Annotated in this window: 17 protein-coding genes, 1 tRNA gene and 1 pseudogene; 14 read left to right on the top strand and 5 right to left on the bottom strand. The window is 72.2% G+C overall.

Annotated features, from left to right (window positions below; translation table 11 throughout):
• Nucleotides 1-33 precede the first annotated feature (33 nt).
• From WFI16_RS21320 to hemN, 9 genes are all read left to right on the top strand, one after another.
• Nucleotides 34-107: transfer RNA gene (locus WFI16_RS21320), tRNA-Met, on the top strand.
• A gap of 127 nt (nucleotides 108-234) precedes the next feature.
• Nucleotides 235-1,377, top strand: coding sequence for a Gfo/Idh/MocA family protein (locus WFI16_RS21315; protein ID WP_419899871.1), 1,143 nt, complete (start codon nucleotides 235-237; stop codon nucleotides 1,375-1,377).
• 164 nt (nucleotides 1,378-1,541) lie between these two features.
• A complete protein-coding gene (locus WFI16_RS21310; RefSeq protein ID WP_419899870.1) occupies nucleotides 1,542-2,720 on the top strand; it encodes an NAD-dependent epimerase/dehydratase family protein in 1,179 nt (392 codons plus the stop codon).
• A complete protein-coding gene (locus WFI16_RS21305) occupies nucleotides 2,717-3,730 on the top strand; it encodes a glycosyltransferase family 2 protein (protein ID WP_419899869.1) in 1,014 nt (337 codons plus the stop codon). Before WFI16_RS21310 ends, WFI16_RS21305 begins: the two co-directional genes overlap by 4 nt.
• 93 nt (nucleotides 3,731-3,823) lie before the next feature.
• Nucleotides 3,824-6,613 carry a phosphoenolpyruvate carboxylase gene (locus WFI16_RS21300; RefSeq protein WP_419899868.1) on the top strand — a complete coding sequence of 930 codons (2,790 nt, stop codon included), beginning with the start codon at nucleotides 3,824-3,826 and terminating at the stop codon, nucleotides 6,611-6,613.
• Nucleotides 6,614-6,703: 90 nt separating this feature from the next.
• Nucleotides 6,704-7,894, top strand: a complete 1,191-nt coding sequence (locus WFI16_RS21295) for a calcium-binding protein (RefSeq protein WP_419899867.1) — start codon at nucleotides 6,704-6,706, stop codon at nucleotides 7,892-7,894.
• Nucleotides 7,895-7,994: 100 nt separating this feature from the next.
• Nucleotides 7,995-8,930: an SPFH domain-containing protein gene (locus WFI16_RS21290; RefSeq protein WP_419899866.1), complete on the top strand. Its 936-nt coding sequence runs from the start codon at nucleotides 7,995-7,997 to the stop codon at nucleotides 8,928-8,930.
• Nucleotides 8,927-9,337: an NfeD family protein gene (locus WFI16_RS21285; RefSeq protein ID WP_419899865.1), complete on the top strand. Its 411-nt coding sequence runs from the start codon at nucleotides 8,927-8,929 to the stop codon at nucleotides 9,335-9,337. The genes WFI16_RS21290 and WFI16_RS21285 overlap by 4 nt, the downstream gene beginning before the upstream one ends.
• A gap of 55 nt (nucleotides 9,338-9,392) precedes the next feature.
• Complete coding sequence (gene hemN / locus WFI16_RS21280) at nucleotides 9,393-10,706, top strand: oxygen-independent coproporphyrinogen III oxidase (RefSeq protein WP_419899864.1); 1,314 nt, start codon at nucleotides 9,393-9,395, stop codon at nucleotides 10,704-10,706.
• Between the two features lie 3 nt (nucleotides 10,707-10,709).
• On the opposite strand, the gene WFI16_RS21275 is transcribed toward hemN, so the two are convergent.
• Nucleotides 10,710-11,057: a DMT family protein gene (locus WFI16_RS21275; protein WP_419899863.1), complete on the bottom strand. Its 348-nt coding sequence runs from the start codon at nucleotides 11,055-11,057 to the stop codon at nucleotides 10,710-10,712.
• A gap of 241 nt (nucleotides 11,058-11,298) precedes the next feature.
• On the opposite strand from WFI16_RS21275, the pseudogene accD reads away from it, so the two are divergent.
• Together accD and WFI16_RS21265 are read left to right on the top strand one after the other, a co-directional pair.
• Nucleotides 11,299-12,246 (top strand): annotated as a pseudogene (accD, locus tag WFI16_RS21270) (acetyl-CoA carboxylase, carboxyltransferase subunit beta); the annotation flags it as partial.
• A gap of 125 nt (nucleotides 12,247-12,371) precedes the next feature.
• Complete coding sequence (locus WFI16_RS21265; protein WP_419899861.1) at nucleotides 12,372-13,655, top strand: bifunctional folylpolyglutamate synthase/dihydrofolate synthase; 1,284 nt, start codon at nucleotides 12,372-12,374, stop codon at nucleotides 13,653-13,655.
• 81 nt (nucleotides 13,656-13,736) lie between these two features.
• On the opposite strand, the gene WFI16_RS21260 is transcribed toward WFI16_RS21265, so the two are convergent.
• Entirely contained in the window at nucleotides 13,737-15,245 is a 1,509-nt protein-coding gene (locus WFI16_RS21260; RefSeq protein WP_419899860.1) for a lytic transglycosylase domain-containing protein, read from the bottom strand.
• A gap of 553 nt (nucleotides 15,246-15,798) precedes the next feature.
• On the opposite strand from WFI16_RS21260, the gene WFI16_RS21255 reads away from it, so the two are divergent.
• The 3 genes from WFI16_RS21255 (at nucleotide 15,799) to WFI16_RS21245 (ending at nucleotide 18,057) form a co-directional block, all read left to right on the top strand.
• Nucleotides 15,799-16,347 (top strand): glycine zipper 2TM domain-containing protein, encoded by a 549-nt coding sequence (locus WFI16_RS21255; RefSeq protein ID WP_419899859.1) that lies wholly within the window; start codon nucleotides 15,799-15,801, stop codon nucleotides 16,345-16,347.
• Nucleotides 16,348-16,482: 135 nt separating this feature from the next.
• Entirely contained in the window at nucleotides 16,483-17,316 is an 834-nt protein-coding gene (locus WFI16_RS21250) for an ABC transporter permease (protein WP_419899858.1), read from the top strand.
• A 3-nt stretch (nucleotides 17,317-17,319) separates the two neighbouring features.
• On the top strand, nucleotides 17,320-18,057 hold the full coding sequence (locus WFI16_RS21245; protein ID WP_419899857.1) for an ABC transporter ATP-binding protein: 738 nt from the start codon (nucleotides 17,320-17,322) through the stop codon (nucleotides 18,055-18,057).
• Between the two features lie 23 nt (nucleotides 18,058-18,080).
• On the opposite strand, the gene arfB is transcribed toward WFI16_RS21245, so the two are convergent.
• The 3 genes from arfB to WFI16_RS21230 form a co-directional block, all read right to left on the bottom strand.
• Nucleotides 18,081-18,509, bottom strand: coding sequence for an alternative ribosome rescue aminoacyl-tRNA hydrolase ArfB (gene arfB / locus WFI16_RS21240; protein WP_419899856.1), 429 nt, complete (start codon nucleotides 18,507-18,509; stop codon nucleotides 18,081-18,083).
• A gap of 185 nt (nucleotides 18,510-18,694) precedes the next feature.
• Complete coding sequence (locus WFI16_RS21235; RefSeq protein WP_419899855.1) at nucleotides 18,695-19,813, bottom strand: NADH:flavin oxidoreductase/NADH oxidase; 1,119 nt, start codon at nucleotides 19,811-19,813, stop codon at nucleotides 18,695-18,697.
• Nucleotides 19,810-20,703, bottom strand: a complete 894-nt coding sequence (locus tag WFI16_RS21230) for a DUF2272 domain-containing protein (protein ID WP_419899854.1) — start codon at nucleotides 20,701-20,703, stop codon at nucleotides 19,810-19,812. The genes WFI16_RS21235 and WFI16_RS21230 overlap by 4 nt, the downstream gene beginning before the upstream one ends.
• Nucleotides 20,704-20,709 lie beyond the last annotated feature (6 nt).

The following is a 20,709-nucleotide window of genomic DNA, read 5'->3' as shown; positions in this document are numbered from 1 at the left end:
CCTCATGATCTCCACTTGATCAACCATCACCACCGCGGGGTGGAGCAGCCCGGTAGCTCGTCAGGCTCATAACCTGAAGGTCACAGGTTCAAATCCTGTCCCCGCATCCCATCAGTTCCAACAAAAAACCCCAGCGCTGCAAAGCGATGGGGTTTTTTGTTGCCTGCCAGGCAATTCCGTCACCCCTGCCGCATCCGCTATAGCTTCTGCCGCAAAGGCAGAGCAGGGCAGGGCATGAGCAGCATCGCCATCATCGGCACCGGCTTCGTCGCCGATCTCTACATGCGCAGCCTGGAGACCTTTCCCGGCATTGCCCTGGTCGCTGCCTTCGACACGGATCCGGCCCGCCGCGCCGCCTTCGCCGCGTATTGGAAGGCCCCGGTGGTGGACAGTCTGCAGGCGGTCTTCGAGGCCCGCCCTGGCCTGATCCTCAACCTGACCAATCCCGGCGCGCATGACTCGGTCAGCCGCGCCTGCCTCGAGGCCGGCTTTCCGGTCTATTCCGAGAAGCCGCTGGCCACCACGCTCGCCCAGGCGGAAGAGCTGCACCGCCTGGCCGCCGAGCGGGGGCTGCAGATCGCCTCCGCCCCCTGCAGCCTGCTGGGCGAGGCGGCGCAGACCGCCTGGCTGGCCTTGCGCCGCGGCGCCATCGGCACGCCGCGCCTGGTCTATGCCGAGCTCGATGACGGCTACATCACCCAGGCCCCCTATCGCGACTGGATCAGCGAATCCGGCGCTCCCTGGCCGCACCAGGACGAATTCGCCGTCGGCTGCACGCTGGAGCATGCCGGCTACTACCTGACCTGGCTGACGGCCTTCTTCGGCCCGATCCGCCAGGTGGCCGCCGCCTCGGCGCAGGTCTCCGGCGTGATGCTGGAGAATGGCGACGCCCCGGCGCCCGATTTCTCAGTGGCCACCCTGTTCTTCGAGGGCGGCATGGTCGCCCGCCTGACCTGCAGCATCATCGCCCGCCACGATCACGGGCTGCGCATCTTCGGCGAGACCGGCACGCTCGAGCTGGAGGAATGCTGGGCCAATACCGCGCCGGTGCGCATCCGCAAGCGGCTGCGCATCCGCCGGCGCCTGGTGGAATCGCCGCTGACCTACCGTTTCCGCATCAAGGGTCCGACCCATCCCAAGGTCGGCCGCCGCGGCGCCGCCAGCATGAACTTCATGCTCGGCCCGGCCGAGATGCTGGAGGCGATCGCCGCCGGCCGGCCGGCCCGGCTGGGCGCCGATTTCGCCCTGCACCTGACCGAGGTGACCCTGGCCATCCAGGAGGCGCTCGACCAGGGCGTGGCGCAGCCGGTGAAGAGCCGTTTCGCCCCCGTCGCGCCGATGCCCTGGGCCGAGCAGGGCGGCAGCTACGGGCTGTGACCCGCGAGATCCGCTTCGGCATCATCGGCACCGGCGTCAGGCTGACAGCAACGACACGGCCGCCACGCGATCGGCCGGGAGCCTCCTGCGTATCGCGTCGCGCTGCAGACCCCACGGATGCCAGACCATGGATCGATGGCTCCGGCATCGCCTGATGCGCATCCGTGGCGAGCATCATCCGCATCCCTGTCGCCGCAGCAGGTAGGTCCATGGTCAGGCACCAACAGAACCTGTCGAGGATTGCGAAACGCCTGTTCCACGATTGCCTGCGCCTGACAGTCCTCGACCTCAGGGTTGCGGGATGGAGCTTGCTGCCGGTTGCAAAGTGGATTTTGCGTCTTTACAGAAAATATTTTCCGGGGCGGCGCGAAAACGTCGGTGAGATGGTGCCAAAAGTTCTGGTCATCGGCGCCGGCGGCTTCGTCGGCAGGCATGTCGTAAGGCTTCTGCGGGAGACGGAGGGAGTCGAGACCGTCCCCGCCACGCGCGACGGAGCAGCGGGATCCCGGCACCTCGACCTGCTCTCTCCGGAGACGGTGGAGGCGGCGCTATCGGGGATCGACGCCGTGGTCCACTGCGCGGTGGGTGACCGGCGCGTGACGGTGGATGGCACGCGGAACCTGCTTTCGGCAGCGGCCGGGGCCGGCGTGCGACGGATCGTCGTGCTCAGCTCGGTGGCCGTCTATGCGGGGGGCTCGGGCCCGCTGCGGGAGGACAGTCAGCGCGTGCCGGTCGGGACCGGTTCATATGCCGGCTGGAAGCTGGCGGCGGAGGACCTCTGCCTCGGCGAGCGGCGCGTTGAATCGGTGCTGCTCCGCCCCACCATCATCTATGGCCCGGGCAGTGTGCTCTGGGTGGACAAGATGGTGGCGCGCATCCGCTCCGGCCATTGGGGAACCTTTGGCGCCGCTGGCGATGGCACCTGCAATCTCGTGCATGTGCGCGACGTGGCGACGGCGGTCGCGGCAGCGCTGATGGCGCCGGGCATCGCTCACCGCGCCTTCAACCTGGACGGGCCAGAGGCGATGAGCTGGAACGACTGGTTCCGCCGCCTGGCCGAAGGCATCGGCGCGCCGCCCCTGCCCGAGCTTTTCCCCGCGCAGATCCGGGCGCGCTCGCTGCTCTCTCTTCCCTTCAAGGCCGTCGATCGCCTTCGTCCAGGCCTCGTGCCGCAATGGGCCCTCGCGGCGCCAGCGGGAAGCGAGCTGGCACTGTTCGGACGCCGGACGACCTATCCGATCGATGCCGCGCGAGAGGCCCTGGGATGGACGCCCCGGATCGGTGTGGCGGAGGGGCTGCGAGACACGCTGGCGAGCCTTTCGCCCCGGGCGGCCGCGGCATGAGCGCCGCACTCTCGGCGCCCGCGGTCTCGGTCGTCATCTGCACCTTCAACCGCCTCACGCTGCTGAAGGCGGCGGTCGAGAGTTGCCTCCGCGATGGCACCCGGCGCGGCACACCCTTCGAAATCGTCATTGCCGACAACAGCCCCTCCGGCCACGCTGCGGATTACGCGGCAGGGCTGGTGGCGGAGGGACACCCGGTGCGCTGGGTACCGGCCTCACCGCCCAACATCTCGCGCGCCCGCAATGCCGGGCTGAAGGCCGCGGCAGCCCCGCTCGTCGCCTTCCTGGACGACGACCTGGAGGTGGAGCCGGGCTGGCTGGACCACCTCGTGGAAACCTTGGAGAAAACCGGGGCGGACGTGGCCATCTCTCCGGTGCGGCCGCGCTTCGCCAGCGGCCAGGCACCGGACTGGGACCCCGAGGGCGCTGCCTTCACCCGCGTGTTGCCCTTCCCCTCCGGCACGCCCGTTCCGGCGAGCGGACCGGGACGGCACAAGGGCTTCGCCGTCAGCACCGCCTCCTCCCTGTGGCGCCGCGAAACCTGTTTTACCGAGGCCGAGCCTTTCGACCCCGCCTTCGGCGCCTCGGGGGGGGAAGACCTGGACCTGTTCCTCCGCCTTGAGCGCCGAGGCTGCCGCTTCGTCTGGTGCGCGGAGGCCGGAGTATGGGAGGCAATCCCTGCGTCCCGTATGGCGGTGTCCTACCAGATCATGCGGGCCTATTCGGGCGGGCAGGTCTTCGTCGCGACCAGCCTCCACAACGGGGATGGCCGGGTCGGGGCCGCGGCGAGCATGATGAGCAAGGGGGCAGCGCAGCTCGTCTTTGGCGCGGCGGCCGTGCTGCTCGCCGGCGCGGCCGCGCCGCTGACGGGCGTGGCGGGACGCCGTCGGCTGGTGCGACACCTGCTGCGCGCCGCCGCAGCCGCGGGAAAGCTCACCTGGTGGCGCAAGCTGGCCCTGTACCATGTCGAGAAACCGCCCACCGTGGAGGCGGCCGCCAAACAGAAGTAAAGGCTGGGGGAAGGAATTCCCCCAGGCCCCCTTCTTTTTTCTGTTGAGAAAGAATCTACGGACGAATCGGCTTAGCGGGTGCAGCATGGCGGCATGCCGTCCTTCACCGAAGCTGAGCTGATCGCCCTCGTCGCCGCAGCCCGCTCGGCGGCGCGCGGCGATCCTTTCGCCAATCCCGCCCTCTCCGTCGCCCTGGCGCTCAGCCGCCGCCTCGATGAAGGCCGGGCCAGCCACGCCGACCTCGCCACCATCCTGCGCCAGCTCGGCCGCGCCGCCTTCCTGGACAAGGCGCAGCGCCTGGCCCGCAGCGTCGGCGCTGGCCTGGCCACCACCGACAGCGCGCTGGCCGCCATCGCCACCCGCATCGCCCGCCCCGATCCCGACGACAGCCCGGTGCCGCTGGCCGCCTTCCGCGCCGCCGCCGAGCGGCCGCGCGCCGCCGCCGTCTTCACCGCCCATCCGACCTTCAGCCTGCCGCGCGAATCCGGCCTCGCCCTGGCCCGCGCCGCCGGCGGCATCCCGCCCGACGAGCCGCTGCCGCTGCGCCCCACCGCGCCCAGCCTGACCGACGAGTTCGAGCAGGCCGCCTTCGCCATCGCCAATGGCCGCGACGCGCTGGACCGGCTGGCGGCCGCCTTCCTCGGCACGGCGCGGGCGATCTGGCCGGACCGCTGGAGCCAGCTCGACCCGCGGCCGGTGATCCTGGCCAGCTGGGTCGGCTATGACACCGACGGCCGCACCGATATCGGCTGGCACGACACGCTGCGGCTGCGGCTGCGCATGAAGCGGCTGCAGCTGGCGCGGCTGGCCGGCCAGCTCGCCGCCCTGCCGCCGGCCTGCACCGGCCCGCTGCGGGCCCGGGTGGCCCAGGCGCTCAAGGCGCTGGACGCCCAGCTCGCCGCCTGCCCGCCGCCCGGCACGCCCGAGCCCGCCGCGGTCCAGGCCTTCGCCCAGGCCCTGATCGGCGGCCGCGAGGCGGCGCTGGTGACGCCGGCGCCGCTGCTCGCCCTGTTCCCCGCCGCCATCGCCGCGGCGCGCGAGGAGGAGACCCGCCTCGCCCTCTGCGTCGCCCGCGCCGGGCTGGTGGCGCATGGCCTGTCGCTGGCGCATACCCATGTCCGGCTGAACGCGGCGCAGCTGCACAACGCCGCCCGCCTGCGCTTCCCGCATCTGGGCAGCGGGCCCGAGGACCCGGCCCGCCGCCGCGCCCTCTTCGCCGCCATCAACACGGCGCTGGAGGAGACCACCGCCGAGCCGGTCGATTTCGGCGGGCTGATGGTCGAGCAGGCCTCCGCCGCCCGGCTGATGATGACGGTGGCCCAGATCACCAAGCATATCGATGCCAGCCAGCCGGTCCGCTTCCTCGTCGCCGAGACCGAGAGCGGCTACACGCTGCTCGCCGCTCTGCTGCTGGCGCGCCTCGCCGGCGTCGAGGACCAGGTCGAGATTTCTCCTCTCTTCGAGACGGCGGAGGCGCTGGAGCGGCGCGGCGAGCGGGTGGTCGAGGAGGCGCTGCGCAGCCCGCATTGGCGGGCGCATCTGAAGCGCGTCGGCCGGCTCTGCCTGCAGTTCGGCTATTCCGATTCCGGCCGCTATGTCGGCCAGGTCGCCGCCACCCAGCTGATCGAGCGGCTGAAGCTGCGGGTGGCCGACCTGCTGACCCGGCACGGGCTGCAGGGGCTGGAGGTCGTGCTGTTCGACACCCATGGCGAGGGCCTGGGCCGCGGCGGCCATCCGGACGGGCTGGCGGCGCGCTTCGCCTATCTCGAACCGCCGGCGGTGCGCGCCGCCTTCGCGGCGCGCGGCATCCCGACCCGGCTGGAGACCGCCTTCCAGGGCGGCGACGGCTATCTGCTCTTCGGCACCCCGGCGCTGGCGCATGCGACGATCGCCCGCATCGCCCAGCATGTCTTCGCGCCGGTCCCGGCCGAGATCACCGACCCCGCCTATGCCGAGGCCAGCCCCGCCACCGACCTCTTCGCCGGCGCCCGCGTCGCCTTCAACGGGCTGGTCGAGGATGCCGGCTATGCCGCCCTGCTCGGCGCCTTCGGCCCGGCGCTGCTGGACCGCACCGGCTCGCGCCCGGCCAACCGGCAGAGCGATTCCGGCGGCCCCGTCGCCATCCGCCACCCGCGCGAGCTGCGCGCCATCCCGAACAACGCGGTGCTGCAGCAGCTGGGCTTCCTGGCGAATCTGATGCACGGCCTCGGCCATGGCGCGCTGCAGGAGGCGGAGGCCTTCGCCGAGCTGCTGCAGCACAGCCCGCGCTTCGCCAATGCCCTGGCCTTCGCCCGCGCCGGATTGGCCCTGTCGGATGCCGATGTGCTGCGCGGCTATGTCGCCAGCCTCGACCCCGGCACCTGGCTGGACCGCGCGGCGCAGAGCCGCCGGCCGGGCCGCGCCGCCGCCCTGGTCGCCGTCGCCGGCGCGCTGGAGCAGCTCGGCCTGGGCGACCCGGCGCGCGCCGTCTTCCGCCGCCTGAAGGCCGACGACCTGGCGCTGCGCGCCGCCTGGCCCGGCCAGGCGCCGCGCATGTCCGACCGGCTCTTCGCCCTGCATGCGCTGCGGCTCTGCCTGATCCACCGCATCTGGATCATCGCCGTCGAGGTGCCCGACTTCTCCCCCCGCCACGGCGTGACGCGGGAGGGGCTGCTGCATCGCCTGCTGCGCCTCGACGTGCCGGCGGCGGTGGAGCTGCTGGAGCAGGTCTTCCCGGCCAGCGATCCGCCCGGCGCGGCGCTGGATTTCGCCGAGCCCCCCGCGCCGCGCCATGACGGCTATGGCGAGGAACAGGAGCGGCTGATCCGCCCGTTGCGCGAGGTTTTCGCCCTGGTGCGCGAGATTTCCGCCGTGGTGTCGCTCGAATGCGGGGCTTTCGGCTGAACGCGTTGATCTTGCTTAGTTACTGATTTTCCTGCCTTTCATTGCGAAGTTCGGGGATCATCCGCCCGCCAGGACCGGGAGCAGGAATGGATGATCCAGAAGACCTATGACTATTCGACATCGCTGAACGGGCTGTCCTTCATCGACCGGCTCGATGGCTGGTACGAGATCCAGCAGGACGGCACGGCGATCGCCACCGAGAATTTCGGCAGCCATTTCACCCTGATCGGCACCGGCTTCGCCGACGAGATGGAGGCCTTCGCGCCGGGGGTGGAGCTGCAGGGCGGCGATGGCGACGACCTGCTGCTGATGTTCGGCCCGGACGGCACCGCGCGCGGCGGCGCGGGGGCGGATCTCCTGATCGGCGGGCTGCTGGAGCCGGCGGCCGACCATTGGGTGACGCTCGATGGCGGCGCCGGCGATGACCACCTGATCGGCCTCGAGGGCAATACCCGCTTCCTCGTCGACTGCCAGGGCGATGTCGTCGAGGAGGATCCCGGCAACAGCGGCACCGACGTGGTGGTGGCCAGCACCAGCTACCAGCTCGGCCGCGGCCAGGGCATCGAGACCCTCGAGCTCGCGGCCGATACCGGCACGGCGACCCTCTCGCTCACCGGCAATGAATTCGCCAACACGCTGATCGGCAATGACGGCCAGAACACGCTGATCGGCGGCGGCGGCGACGACGTGATGATCGGCCAGGGTGGCAACGACTTCTACGGCGTCGGCAGCCCCGGCGACCGGGTGGTCGAGGCGGTGGGCGGCGGCTACGACGTCATCATCGCCGGCTGCAGCTACCGCATGGAGGCGGGGCAGGAGATCGAGGCGATCCGGCTGCTCTCCTCCACCGGCACCGCCAGCCTGTCGCTGTTCGGCAATGAGTTCGGCAACAAGCTGGTCGGCAATGCCGGCGCCAATTTCCTGCAGGGCGGCGGCGGCGACGACCGGCTGCTGGGCGAGGCCGGCCGCGACCGCCTCTATGGCGGGGAGGGCGACGACCGCCTCGATGGCGGGCAGGACGGCGACTGGCTGACCGGCGGGGCCGGCGCCGACACCTTCATGTTCAGGGCCGGCGAGGCGAATGGCGACGTGGTCACCGACTTCACCGCCGCCGAGGGCGACCGCGTCCTGCTGACCGGCTACGGCACGCTGGAGGAAGGCGTGATGCTGAACCAGATCGACCATCAGGTCTGGCGCGTGGTCAGCGTCGACCGCAGCATCTCGGAGGATCTTTTTTTTCTCGACACCATGCCGTCCCGCGACGACTTCGTCTTCGCCTGATTTTCAGAACACGATCGCGACGGCAGCACGGGCGGGCAGGCGATTTTTCGCCGCGCCCGTGCCACCCTCCCCGGACCGATAGAGGGAGGAGAACGCCGCCATGATGCTGTCCGAAGGGGCGCTGATCGTCCTCGTGGTGCTGCTGGCGCTGGCCGTGCTCACCGCCTTCAAGGGCATCCGCACGGTGCCGCAGGGCGAGGCCTGGACCGTGGAGCGCTTCGGCGCCTTCACCCGCATCCTGCAGCCCGGGCTGAACTTCCTGGTGCCCTATATCGACGGCATCGGCCACAAGGTGAATGTGCAGGAGACGGTGCTCGACATCCCCGAGCAGGCGGTGATCACCCGCGACAACGCCAATGTCTCGGTCGATGGCGTGGTCTATTACCGGGTGATGGATCCGGAGCGCGCCGCCTACCAGGTTCAGAACCTGACCCAGGCGCTGACCGCGCTGTCGATGACCAATATCCGCGCCATCATCGGCGAGATGGACCTCGATGCCGCGCTCTCCTCGCGCGACAAGATCAATACCTACCTGCTGAGCGTGCTCGACGGCGCCACCGACCCCTGGGGGGTCAAGGTGACCCGCGTCGAGATCCGCAAGATCGAGCCGCCGGCCAATCTGGTCGCCGCCATGAACACCCAGATGATCGCCGAGCGCGAGCGGCGCGCGACGGTCGCCCGCGCCCAGGGCGAGCGCGAGGCCGCCATCGCCCGCGCCGAGGGCGAGAAGGCCGCCCAGGTGCTGGAGGCCGAGGGCCGGCTGGAAGCCGCCCGCCGCGACGCCGAGGCGCGCGAGCGGCTGGCCCTGGCCGAGGCCGAGGCCACCCGCTCGGTCGCCGCCGCGGCGCGCGAGGGGGGCGATGCCGCGCTGAACTACTTCATCGCCGAGCGCTATATCCGCGCCTTCGGCGAGCTGGCCGGCAACCCGGCCTCGAAGCTGGTGGTGGTGCCGGTCGAGGCCTCGGCGCTGGCCGGCGGCATCACCGGCGCGCTGGAAGTGTTCCGCCACGCCGGCGTCGCGGGCCCCAGATCGTGACCTTCGAGCCCTGGGTGCTGTGGCTGGGCGGCGGCCTGCTGCTGATGGCCGCCGATCTGCTGATTCCGGGCATCTTTCTCGTCTGGGTCGGCGCGGCGGCGGTCGGCACCGGGCTGCTGGTGCTGCTGGCCGATCCCGGCTTTCCTGTCCTTGTCATCGTCTATATCGCCCTGCTGGCGCTGGGCATCTTCCTGTCGGTGCGCTGCTTCCGGCCGGTGCCGCGGCCGGGCGGGGTCAACAGCCCGTCCTCCGGCCTGGTCGGGCGGCCGGGGCTGTGGCAGGGGGCGGGCCGCGTCCGCGTCGGCGATTCCGACTGGCCGGCGCGCAGCGGTGAGGCGCTGCTGCCCGGCAGCCCGGTGCGGGTGGTGGCGGTCGAGGGCATGGTGCTGGTGGTGGAGCCGGCCTGACGCGGCTTGATCCACCTCAAGGCGGTGGCCCCCGCGCGGCGCTAGATCGGGAGGCATGACGCCCGACGCCCTCGCCCGCTACGCCGCCGCCGCCCTGCCGCGCTACACCTCCTATCCGACCGCGCCGCATTTCGCGCCGATGAAGGAGGGCGAGTACCGCGCCTGGCTGGCCGGGCTGACCCCGGGCGAGGCGATCAGCCTCTATGTCCACATCCCCTTCTGCCGGGCGCTCTGCTGGTATTGCGGCTGCCACACCGCGGTGACGCGGCGGCCCGAGCGGCTGTCCCGCTACACCGACGCGCTGCTGGCCGAGGCGGCGCTGCTGTCGGCGGCGATCCCGCAGGCCGGCCCGGTGACGGCGCTGCATCTCGGCGGCGGCACGCCCAGCGCCATCGGCGCCGAGGGGCTGTCCCGGGTTTTCGCCGCCTTGAAGGAAGCCTTCCGCTTCGCGCCGGGGGCGGAGCAGGCGATCGAGCTCGATCCGCGGGTGCTGACGCCGGCCATCGCCGCGGTGCTCGCCGAAGGCGGCGTCACCCGCGCCAGCCTGGGCGTGCAGGACATCGACCCCGCCGTGCAGGCGCGCATCGGCCGGAAGCAGCCGGCCGTCCAGGTCGAGCAGGCCGTCGCACTGCTGCGCCAGGCCGGCATCGGCGCCATCAACCTCGACCTGATGTATGGCCTGCCCGGCCAGGGCCTTGCCGAGGTCGAGGCCAGCGCCCGCTTCGCCGCCAGCCTTGGCGTCGAGCGGGTGGCGGTCTTCGGCTATGCCCATGTGCCCTGGATGAAGCCGGCGCAGCAGGCGATCGATGCCAGCCTGCTGCCGGGCCCGGCCGCCCGGCTCGACCAGGCCGAGGCGGCGGCGGCGGTGCTGGAGGCCGCCGGCTATCGCCGCATCGGTCTCGACCACTTCGCCCGCCCGGACGACCCGATGGCGGTGGCGGCGACGGAAGGGACGCTGCGGCGGAACTTCCAGGGCTATACCACCGACACCGCGCCGGTGCTGCTGGGGCTCGGCGCCTCCTCGATCGGCCGGCTGCCGGCGGGCTTCGCGCAGAACATTGCCGACGAGCGCGGCTGGCTCGAGGCGGTGGAGGCGGGGCGGCTGGCGGTCCGCCGCGGCCGTGCCGTCTCGGCCGACGACCTCCGGCGCGGCGGGCTGATCGAGCGGATCATGTGCGACCTGTCGCTGCCGCGCGCCGCGATCCCCGCCGAGACCTGGCCGCGCCTGGCGCCGCTGCTCGCCGATGGCGTGGTGGCGCTGACCGCGGACCGGCTGGAGGTGGTGGAGCGCCGCTTCCTGCGCCATGCCGCGGCCGCTTTCGATGCCTATCTCGGCACCGGGGCGGGGCGGCACAGCCAGGCGGCGTGAGTCTCAGTCCACCGGCAGGAAGATGAAGACCACCGCCGCCACCAGGCAGCCCATGGCGGCCAGGTAGGTCCAGCGCAGCGGCTCGCCCAGCACCAGCACCGAGAAGCCGCCGAAGACGATCAGCGTGATCACCTCCTGCATCACCTTCAGCTGCTGGCCGGTATAGGGGCCGTAGCCGATGCGGTTGGCCGGCACCGCCAGGCAGTATTCGAAGAAGGCCAGCCCCCAGCTCAGCACCACCGCCAGCCACAGCGGCCAGCTCGGATGCTTCAGGTGGCCGTACCAGGCATAGGTCATCACCAGGTTGGAGCCGATCAGCAGCAGCGGCGGCAGCAACAGGGAAGGGGTCATGAGGCGTGGCATCCCGCGATGGCGCCGGGCCATCCCGGCGGCGTCATTGAAACGCCGCGTCCAGGCTGCTGCCAGTTGAAATGACCACCTTTTCATCCAATTCTCAGGCCCCGCCGCGGACCGCCCCGCCGGCCGCGCGGGGCGGGTGGCCGGCTGGCCCCTTGCTTCGCGGGGCAGCGGGGCCTACCACCGCCGCCTTCGCGGCCCGACGGCGCGGACAGCAGGAAAGAGGGGTCTCCGCATGAACTGGATCAGCGAATGGGCGCTGCCGAAGATCCAGACATGGCTCGGCCGCAAGGAGGTGCCGGACAACCTTTGGCACAAATGCCCGGCCTGCGAGCAGATGATCTTCCACCGCGACCTCGAGCGGTCGCTGCATGTCTGCACCCATTGCGGCCACCACATGCGCATCCCGGCGCAGCGCCGTCTGGACTACACCTTCGACCCCGGCTTCCAGCGCATCGAGCTGCCGCGCGCGCCGGCCGATCCGCTGCGCTTCCGCGACCAGCGCCGCTATGCCGACCGGCTGAAGGAAGCCCAGGCCAAGGGTGGCCAGGATGACGCGGTCGCCGTCGCGCATGGCACCATCGAGGGCCGCCGCGCCGTGGTCGCCGCCTTCGAGTTCGGCTTCATGGGCGGCTCGATGGGCGCCGGCGTCGGCGAGGCCATCGTCACCGCGGCCAAGCTGGCCGTGCTGCAGGACGCGCCGCTGATCGTCTTCACCGCCTCGGGCGGGGCGCGCATGCAGGAAGGCGCGGTCAGCCTGATGCAGATGCCGCGCACGGTGATCGCGACGCAGATGGTGAAGGAGGCCAAGCTGCCCTTCATCGTCGTCATGTGCGACCCGACCACCGGCGGCGTCACCGCCTCCTTCGCCATGCTGGGCGACATCCACATCGCCGAGCCCGGCGCCATGATCGGCTTCGCCGGCGCCCGCGTCATCGAGCAGACGGTGCGCGAGAAGCTGCCGGAGGGCTTCCAGCGCGCCGAATACCTGCTGGAGCACGGCATCCTCGACCTAGTGGTCAAGCGCGGCGACATGCGCGGCCAGCTGGCCCAGGTGATCAGCCTGCTGCGCGAGCCGCTGCTGGCCAAGACAGAGACGGACGCCGTCGAGGCGGCGCCGGCCGAGCCGGCCGCGGCCGAGCCCGCGACGGCCCTTCCGCCCGCGGCGCCGGCCCCGGCGGCCGGTGCCAAGGTCACCCCGCTGCCGGGCGTGGCCAAGCCCGCCGCCGCCCCGGCCGCGCCGCCGCCGGCAACGGCCGCCAAGCCCGCCGCCGGGACGCCCGCCGCTCCCGGGACGCCTCCCTCCCCGTGAGCCGCTCGGAAGCGATCATCGACCGGCTGCACGGGCTGCACCCGAAGCTGATCGACCTCAGCCTGGAGCGGCTGCAGCGGCTGCTGGCGGCGCTCGACCATCCGGAGCGCAGGCTGCCGCCGGTGGTGCATGTCGCCGGGACCAACGGCAAGGGCTCGACCTGCGCCTTCCTGCGCGCCATCGCCGAGGCCGCCGGGCAGCGGGTGCATGTCTATACCTCGCCGCATCTGGTCCGCTTCCACGAGCGGGTGCGGCTGGCCGGCAGCCTGGTCTCCGAGGAGGCGCTGACCGCCGCCCTGGAAGACGTCGAGGCCGCCAATCAGGGCCAGCCGATCACCGTCTTCGAGGTGACCACCGCGGTCGCGCTGCTGCTGTTCAGCCGGGTGCCGGCCGACCTGCTGGTGCTGGAGGTGGGCCTCGGCGGCCGGTTCGACGCGACCAATGTGGTCGAGCAGCCGGCGGCCTGCGCCATCACCAGCATCTCGATGGACCATACCGACTTCCTGGGCGACAGCCTGGCCGGCATCGCCGGCGAGAAGGCCGGCATCCTGAAGCGCGGCAGCCCCGCCGCCACCGGCCTGCAGGAGGCCGAGGCGCTGATGGTGCTGGAGGCTGAGGCGGCCCGGCTGGGCATCACGCTGGCGGTGCGCAACCAGGAATGGACCGCCAGCCTGACCGAGACCGGGATGCGCTATGCCGATCCGGGCGGGGTGATGGAGCTGCCGCGGCCGGCGCTGCCGGGCCCGCACCAGGCGGACAATGCCGGCATCGCCATCGCCGCGCTGCGCAGCTGGAACCCGCCCTGGCTGACTGAGGCGGCGATCGCCGCCGGCCTGACCACGGCGCAATGGCCGGCGCGGCTGCAGCGGCTGCATGGCGACCTGGCCGCGCTGCTGCCGCCGGGCTGGGAGCTGTGGCTGGATGGCGGCCACAATGCCGGCGCCGGGCAGGCGCTGGCCGAGCACCTGCCCGGCTGGGCCGACCGGCCGCGCCACCTGGTGGTCGGCATGAAGCAGGGCAAGGCGTCCGCCGCGTTTCTGTCGCCGCTGCTGGGCCTGGCCGACAGCGTCTGGGCCGTGGCCGAGCCCGGCCAGCACCTGGCGATGCCGGTCGAGGCGATCGTGGAAGCGAGCGGTGGCGTGGCGAAGCCGGGCCCGACGGTGGCCGAGGCGCTGCGCGCCGTGGCGGCCGCGGGCGGCGAGCCCGGCCGCGTGCTGATCTGCGGCAGCCTCTACCTGGCTGGCGAAGTCCTCAAGGCCGACAACACGGTTCTGGTCTAGCGGGGCCTGGTCTGGCGGGGGTCCGGGGGAACTCAGCTCCCCCGGCCGGGGTCCAGGGGGCGGCGCCCCCTGGCCTTGCTCTTACCCTTGCGCCCCCGGCGAGACGATGATGCAGGCCCCCTGGCTGCGCAGCTTGTCGCAGGCCGACTGGGCGTGCTCGCGCGACAGGCCCATGACCCGCGCCCGGTAGAGGGTGCCATTGCCGGCGCTGACCTGCTCGACCGCCGGCCGCGCGCTGCCGATGCCGAGGCGCGAGCGCGCCTCGCCGGCGGCGGTGCGGGCCAGGTTGGCGCTGGCGAAGGCGCCGACCTGGACGCCCCAGGCGCCGCCGGTCGCGGCGGTGGCGACCGGCGTCGGCGCGGGGGCCGGAGCCGAGGCCGGGGCAGCATCCCGCGACGGCAGGCGCAGCACATTGGCCGGCGGCGCGACGGTCGCCGCATGGGCGGTGCCCACCAGGCTGAAGCCGCGCAGCCCGCTGGCCGGCGTCGGCGCCGGGGCGGCGAAGGCGGTGGCGATGCGCTGCGAGGTCGGCGCCGGCGCGGCATTGGCCGGACGCGGCAGCACGGCCGAGGCCAGCTGGCTCGGGGCCGGGGCCGGGGCCGGTGCCGGGCTCGGCGGCGGGGCGGGCGGCGGCGCCGCCAGGGCCAGGCTGGAGGGCGGCGGCGGGCTGGCCAGCGGCAGGGCGGCCGGCGCGGCGGCGGCGAGCGCCGAGGCGACGGGCGCGGCCGGCGGCGGCTCCGGCATCGGCGCCGGGCTGCTGGCATAGGTCGAGCCGTCCGGGATCGGCTCCATGCGGACGACATTGCTGCCGGCGGCCGGGTCGAGGCTGGCGACCTGGACGGGCGCGGCGGCGGCGTAGGTCGAGCCGTCCGGGATCGGCTCCATGCGGATGACCGGGCCGGCCGGCAGGCTGGCGACGCGGATGCCCGGATCGGTGGCGTTGCGCTGGTCGCGCAGCGCCAGCATCGTGGCGGTGTCGCCACGGCGCGGGCCGGCCGGGATGTTCAGCGGGATCTCCGCCGCCGCATAGACCTCCGGCGCCGCGCGGCGCTCGGGATGCGCGTCGATGATGCGCGGGCCGATGCGGGCGACGTAGTTGCGGGTCTCGGCGGGCAGGCCGCGGCCGTTCCAGAGATAGTCCTCCAGGCGGCGCGGGCCGGCATTGTAGGCGGCCAGGAAGCCCGGGCTGCCATAAAGCTCGTACATCTCGCGGACATAGGCGGTGCCGGCCATCACGCTGTTCCACGGATGGTAGGGGTCGTCGCCCAGGCCGTAGCGGCTGCGCAGCTCGGCATAGGTGCCGGGCATGACCTGCATCAGGCCCATGGCGCCGACCGGGCTGCGCGCGGCGACGCGGCCGCCGGATTCCTGGCGCATGACCTCGCGGATCCAGCGCTCCGGAATGTCGAAGCGGCGCGAGGCCTCGCGGATATAGGGCCCCCAGGGATCGCTGGCGGGCCCTGGCGGATCATAGCTGGAAGGCTGTGGATAGGCAGCGGCCTGCGCCGCGGCGCTGGCGGTCGGCCGCGCCTGCTGGCTGGCAGTGCCGCAGGCAGCAAGCAAGGCCACCATCGACAGCGTGGCGGCCAAGCGGATGCGCCCCCCCGGCGTCATCCGTCCGTTCTGGCACGGAGTCATCCCCAATTCCCCGTCTGTCCGATGCCCTTCCATGGGCTGGAACCGGCCGCGCCCCCACGCTGCCGACTCCGGAATTGCACCGGGTTTAAGTTTCAGCAGAACATCTGCTGCTAAACCGCTAAAGGAAACAGCCAATTGGCGCAAGCCTCGTGACAGGGCAGGGCTTCCGGAAGGCGGCACAGGCGGCCTTGTCTCGATTTGTAAAAGCGGCCGCGCGCAGCCCCGCCCCCCTTGGCGCCACGGGCAGCCCACCCCCATCATCCCGGCAAGGCGCAACGGACCGGACGCCGATCACGTTTGCTCGCTGGCAGCTCTGTCCACCGGCCGCCGGCATGACAGAGCGTGATCGCGGCCGGCCTGGGAGCGGCACGGGGCGCAGGCTATCCTGGCCGGCCGCAGGCCAGGCCGGACCGCCAGACCCGGCGTCCGGGCCGCCCGTCTTGAGGTGCCCGGGCCGGCCAGGCCCGCAACGAAGCGACTCGCAGTGACAACAAGGGACATCGCCATGCCCGCGCCTTCTCGTCTTTCTCGCGGCCTTCGCGCCGGCCTCGCCCTGCTGCTGGTGGGCGGCACGCTGGCGGCCTGCGCGCCGCAATACACCGGCAGCACCTACAGCAGCGGCGCGATGGGCCGGGCCGCCTCGGTCTCCTACGGCACCATCATCGGCATGCGCCCGGTCGAGGTGCAGGGCAACGGCGCCGGCGTCGGCACCGCGGCCGGTGCGGTGGCCGGCGGCGTCGCCGGCAGCTTCATCGGCGGCGACTGGCGCTCCAACGCGCTGGCGGGCCTGGGCGGCGCGCTGATCGGCGGCCTGGCCGGCAATGCGATCGGCCGCGGCGTCAGCTCCGGCACCGCGGTCGAGTTCTTCATCCGCGAGGATACCGGCCGCGACATCTCGGTGGTGCAGACCAACGAGGAGCAGCTGCAGCCGAACGAGCGCGTGGTGATCAGCTACAGCGACCGCACCCGGATCAGCCGCGCCGCCGGCGGCCCGCCGCCCGCCGCCTATGCCCCGCCCGCCAGCTATGGCGGCGCCTATGGCGGCATGAAGTAATGTTTCCGGCTGCCGCCGGCCGCTGGCCGGCGGCGGCTCCTCGCCGCCGATGGCTGCCGCCATGGCTGCCCTGCGGCGCCATCCCCAGCCCCGCCCTGGCGAGCGCCGGGAAAACCGGTGTATAGACCCGCCGCCATGCAGCAAGCGGTCCTCCCCATCTACCAAATCGACGCCGAGAACCCGGACCGCCGCGGCCGCGCGCTGGCCGACCTGTCCTCGGGCTTCTCGCGCTGGCGCCTGGCCTGGGCGCTGGCGCGGCTCGACCTGCGCAACCGCTACCGCGGCTCGGTGATCGGCCCCTTCTGGGTGACGCTGTCGATGGCGGCGATGGTGGCGGGTCTCGGCCTGCTCTATTCGCAGCTGTTCCAGATGGACCTGCAGACCTACCTGCCGCATCTGGTGACCAGCCTGATCGTCTGGAACGTGCTGGCGGCGATGGTGGCGGATGCCGCCACCTGCCTGTCCAGCGCCGACGGGGTGATCCGCCAGCTGCGGCTGCCGCTGACCACCCATGCGCTGCGCTGCGTCTTCCGCAACGGGTTGAACGCCGCCCATTCGCTGCCGCTGATCCTGGTGGTCTTCGCCCTGGTCGGCCACTGGCCGGGAATCGAGGCGCTGCTGGTGATCCCGGGCCTGGCGGTGCTGGCGGTCAATGCGCTGGCCGTGTCGATCTTCCTCGGCATGATCTGCGCCCGCTTCCGCGACATCGGGCCGATCGTCACCAACCTGATGCAGATGGCCTTCTTCCTGACCCCGGTGATCTGGAAGCCGGAGCTGCTGAAGGAGAAGGCGGTGTGGCTGCCGCTGAACCCCTTCTACACCATGCTCGAGATGATCCGCGGCCCGCTGATCGAGGGCGGCGGCTCGCTGCTGACCTGGGTGGCGGCGCTCGCCTATAGCGGCATCCTGCTGGCCGTCGCGCTGGTCTTCTTCATCCGCTTCCGCAACCGCGTGGCGTTCTGGGTCTGAGCCTTGGCAAGCATCTCCGCCCGCGGCCTCCGCATCGAGTTCCCGCTCTACCACCTGGCCGCCCGCAGCCTGAAGAAGCGCCTGCTGGCCAAGGCGGCGATCCGGCTGAAGACCGACGAGGCCAACCGCGTCGTGGTCTCCGCCCTGTCGCAGCTGACCTTCGACATCAACCGCGGCGAGCGCGTCGCGCTGGTCGGCACCAACGGCGCCGGCAAGACCACGCTGCTGCGCACGCTGGCCGGCATCTATGAGCCGGTGGCCGGGCAGCTCGAGGTGCAGGGCGAGGTCGGCTCGCTGATCGACCCCGCCGCCGGCATCGATTCGGACAGCACGGGGCGCGAGAATATCCGCCTGCGCGGCCTCTACCGCGGCATGGACGACGCGGAGATCGCCTCGCTCGAGGCCGATGCCGCCGAATTCGCCGGGCTCGGCGAGTTCCTCGACATGCCGACCCGCGGCTATTCCGCCGGCATGCAGGTGCGGCTGTCGTTTGCCATCGCCACCGCCATCACGCCGCAGATCCTGCTGATGGACGAGTGGTTCCTGGCGGGCGATGCCGACTTCATGCTGAAGGCGGAGGAGCGCCTGACCCGGCTGGTGACCGGCGCCGACATCCTGGTGATCGCGACGCATGACATGAACGTGGTGCGCCGCTGGTGCACCCGGGTCATCAAGCTGGAGGCCGGGCGCATCATCGGCGACGGCACCGTCGAGGAGATCCTGGGGCCCGCCCCCGGCTGAACCCGCCCCCCGGCTGAACCGCCTCAGTCGTGCGCCGGCTTGCCGCGCATGCGCTTGGTTTCGCCGCGCTGCGACTTGCCTTCCAGGCGGCGCTTCTTCGAGCCCAGCGTCGGTTTCGTCGCGCGGCGCTTGGGCGGCGGCGGCTTGGCGGCCTCGCGGATCAGCTCGATCATGCGGGCGAGCGCATCCTCGCGGTTGCGCACCTGGGTGCGGTGCTGCTGGGCGGTGATGATGATCTCGCCGGCCAGGGTCGCGCGGTGCCCGGCCAGGCGGATCAGGCGCTCGCGCACCTCCTCGGGCAGGCTGGGCGAGTTGGCCGCGTCGAAGCGCAGCTGCACCATGGTCTCCACCTTGTTGACGTTCTGCCCGCCAGCGCCGGAGGCGCGGGCGAAGCTTTCGGTCAGCTCGGTCTCGTCGATGCTGAGGCGAGCGGTGATGGAGATGCGTGGCATTTTTCTGTCTGACTGCCGTGTCCACGTGGGGACAGTACGTGAAACGGCCCCGCCGAAGCGCGACCTGCGGAGGAGCGCCATCGGGGTAGCGCCGCAGAACAAGCGCTGCCCCGAAACGGCCAAAAGAACAGAAAAAAGAAGGGGTCGAGGGGAATTCCTTCCCCTCGCCTTTGTCTTTCTTCTCTTTACCCGAGAGCCGGCAGGGTTGCCGCCACCGGCATGTCGACGCCTCCGGTCTTGCCCTGCATGCTCCAGGCCCGGTCGTATTGCGGCGGCGTCCGGATGGCATCGAGGCGCCCGAGCGCCTTGGCCGCGTGCATCGGCCAGTAGGGGTCGCGCAGCAGCTCGCGCGCCAGCAGGATCACGTCGGCCTTGCCTTCGGTCAGGATGTCCTGGGCCTGCTGCGGCTCGGTGATCAGGCCGACGGCGGCGACGGCGACATCAGCGCCGGCGCGGACGGCGGCGGCGCCGGGGACCTGGTAGCCGGGGGCCAGCGGGATCTGCGCCGGCACCAGCGCGCCGGAGGAGACGTCGATCAGGTCGATGCCCAGCGCCTTGACCTGGCGCGACAGCTCGACCGTCTCCTCCGTGGTCCAGCCGCCCTCGGTCCAGTCGGTGTGGGAGAAGCGGATGCCCAGCGCGATCTCGTCGGGGATGGCAGCGCGGACGGCGGCCACCACCTCGCGGGCCAGGCGGGTGCGGCCCTCGAAATCGCCGCCCCAGCCGTCGTTGCGCTGGTTCGACAGCGGCGACAGGAACTGGTGCAGCAGGTAGCCATGCGCCGCGTGGATCTCGATGAAGCGGTAGCCGGCCGCGACCGCGCGCTTCGCCGTCGCCGCGAAATCGGCGATCACCTGGGCGATGCCGTCCTCGTCGAGGGCGGTCGGCACGTGCAGGCCGGGGAAGCCGACCGCGCTCGGGCCCACCGGCTGCCAGCCATGCTCGGTGGCCAGGCCGCCGATCCAGGGCTCGGCGGTGCTGGCCTTGCGGCCGGCATGGGCGATCTGCACCCCCGGCACCGCGCCGGCCGAGGCGATGATCGCGGCCAGCTGCCGGTGCGCCGGGACATGCGCGTCGCTCCAGAGGCCGACATCGCGCGGGGTGATGCGGCCCTCGGGGCTGACGGCGGTGGCCTCGACGATGACCAGGCCGGCGCCGCCGATGGCGCGGGCATGCAGATGCGCCAGGTGCCAGGCGGTCGGCACGCCGTCGGGGCCGCAGCTGTACTGGCACATCGGCGCGACGCCGATGCGGTTGCGCAGCGTGGCGCCGCGCAGGGTCAGGGGGGAGAAGAGATCGGTCACGAGGCAGGCCTCCAGCCGGATGATGAAAGATGTGCCGGCGCGCCACCCCAGGGGGGCAGGCGGCCCAGGCGATTCTCGAAGACGGCGAACCATTGCGCGCCGCCCGGCTGCCGCGGCAGCAGGCGGCCGGCGGCATCGGCGGCGAAGCGCGACAGGGTCACGGCGTCGGCGATGTTGCCGCCGATGGCGGCGACCTCGCCGGGGCCGGCCTGGACGACGATGTCGCAATGCATCGGGCGGAACTGGCCGGTCTCGGCGCGGCGCAGCTGCCAATGGGCCAGGTGCCGGTCGGAACGGTCGGCGCAGACCAGGTCGCCAATCTGCGGCGGGTAGCTGTCCCAGTCATGCGGGATGAAGGGGGCGGTGGCCGGGAAGGACGCCGCATCCGCCAGCATGGCGTCGATATAGAAGGCATGCGCCGCCGAGCCGGGGAATTCCCGCTGGTCGACCCCGGCCGTGCGCAGGACATAGCTGACGAAGGCGGCCGACCAGGCGGGCTCGCCCCAGAGCGCCGCCGGCGCGCCGCCGAGCGCCATGGCGTAGAGCCGGCGGTTGCGGGCGATGGCGCCGCCATCGTCGACCGCCCGCCAATAGGCCAGCACGCGCGGGAAGTTTTCCAGACTGCTCTCCGGGCCAGGGCCGGTGCTGGGCCGGCCGCGGCGCGGGGTGCGCAGGTCGATGGTGATGCCGCCCCAGTCGCGCCATTCGGCCTCGGCGATGCGCAGCATCCGCTCGCGCACGCTGGGCGGATAGGGCAGGGGCGGCGCCAGCGTCGCCTGCGGCGGCGGCGTCGCGGCGCAGGCGCCGAGCGCCAGCAGCAGCGGCGCCGCCAGACGCGCGAGCCAGTTGGCGCGCCGCGCCGGAGGGCGGCGGATCAGGTTAGCGGTCATCGGCAT

The organism is Roseomonas sp. USHLN139 (genome assembly GCF_037145735.1).
In the GTDB taxonomy this organism is placed as follows: Bacteria; Pseudomonadota; Alphaproteobacteria; order Acetobacterales; family Acetobacteraceae; genus Pseudoroseomonas.
The sequence above is the reverse complement of the archived record's forward strand: the minus strand, read 5'-3'. Positions and strand labels throughout refer to the sequence as shown.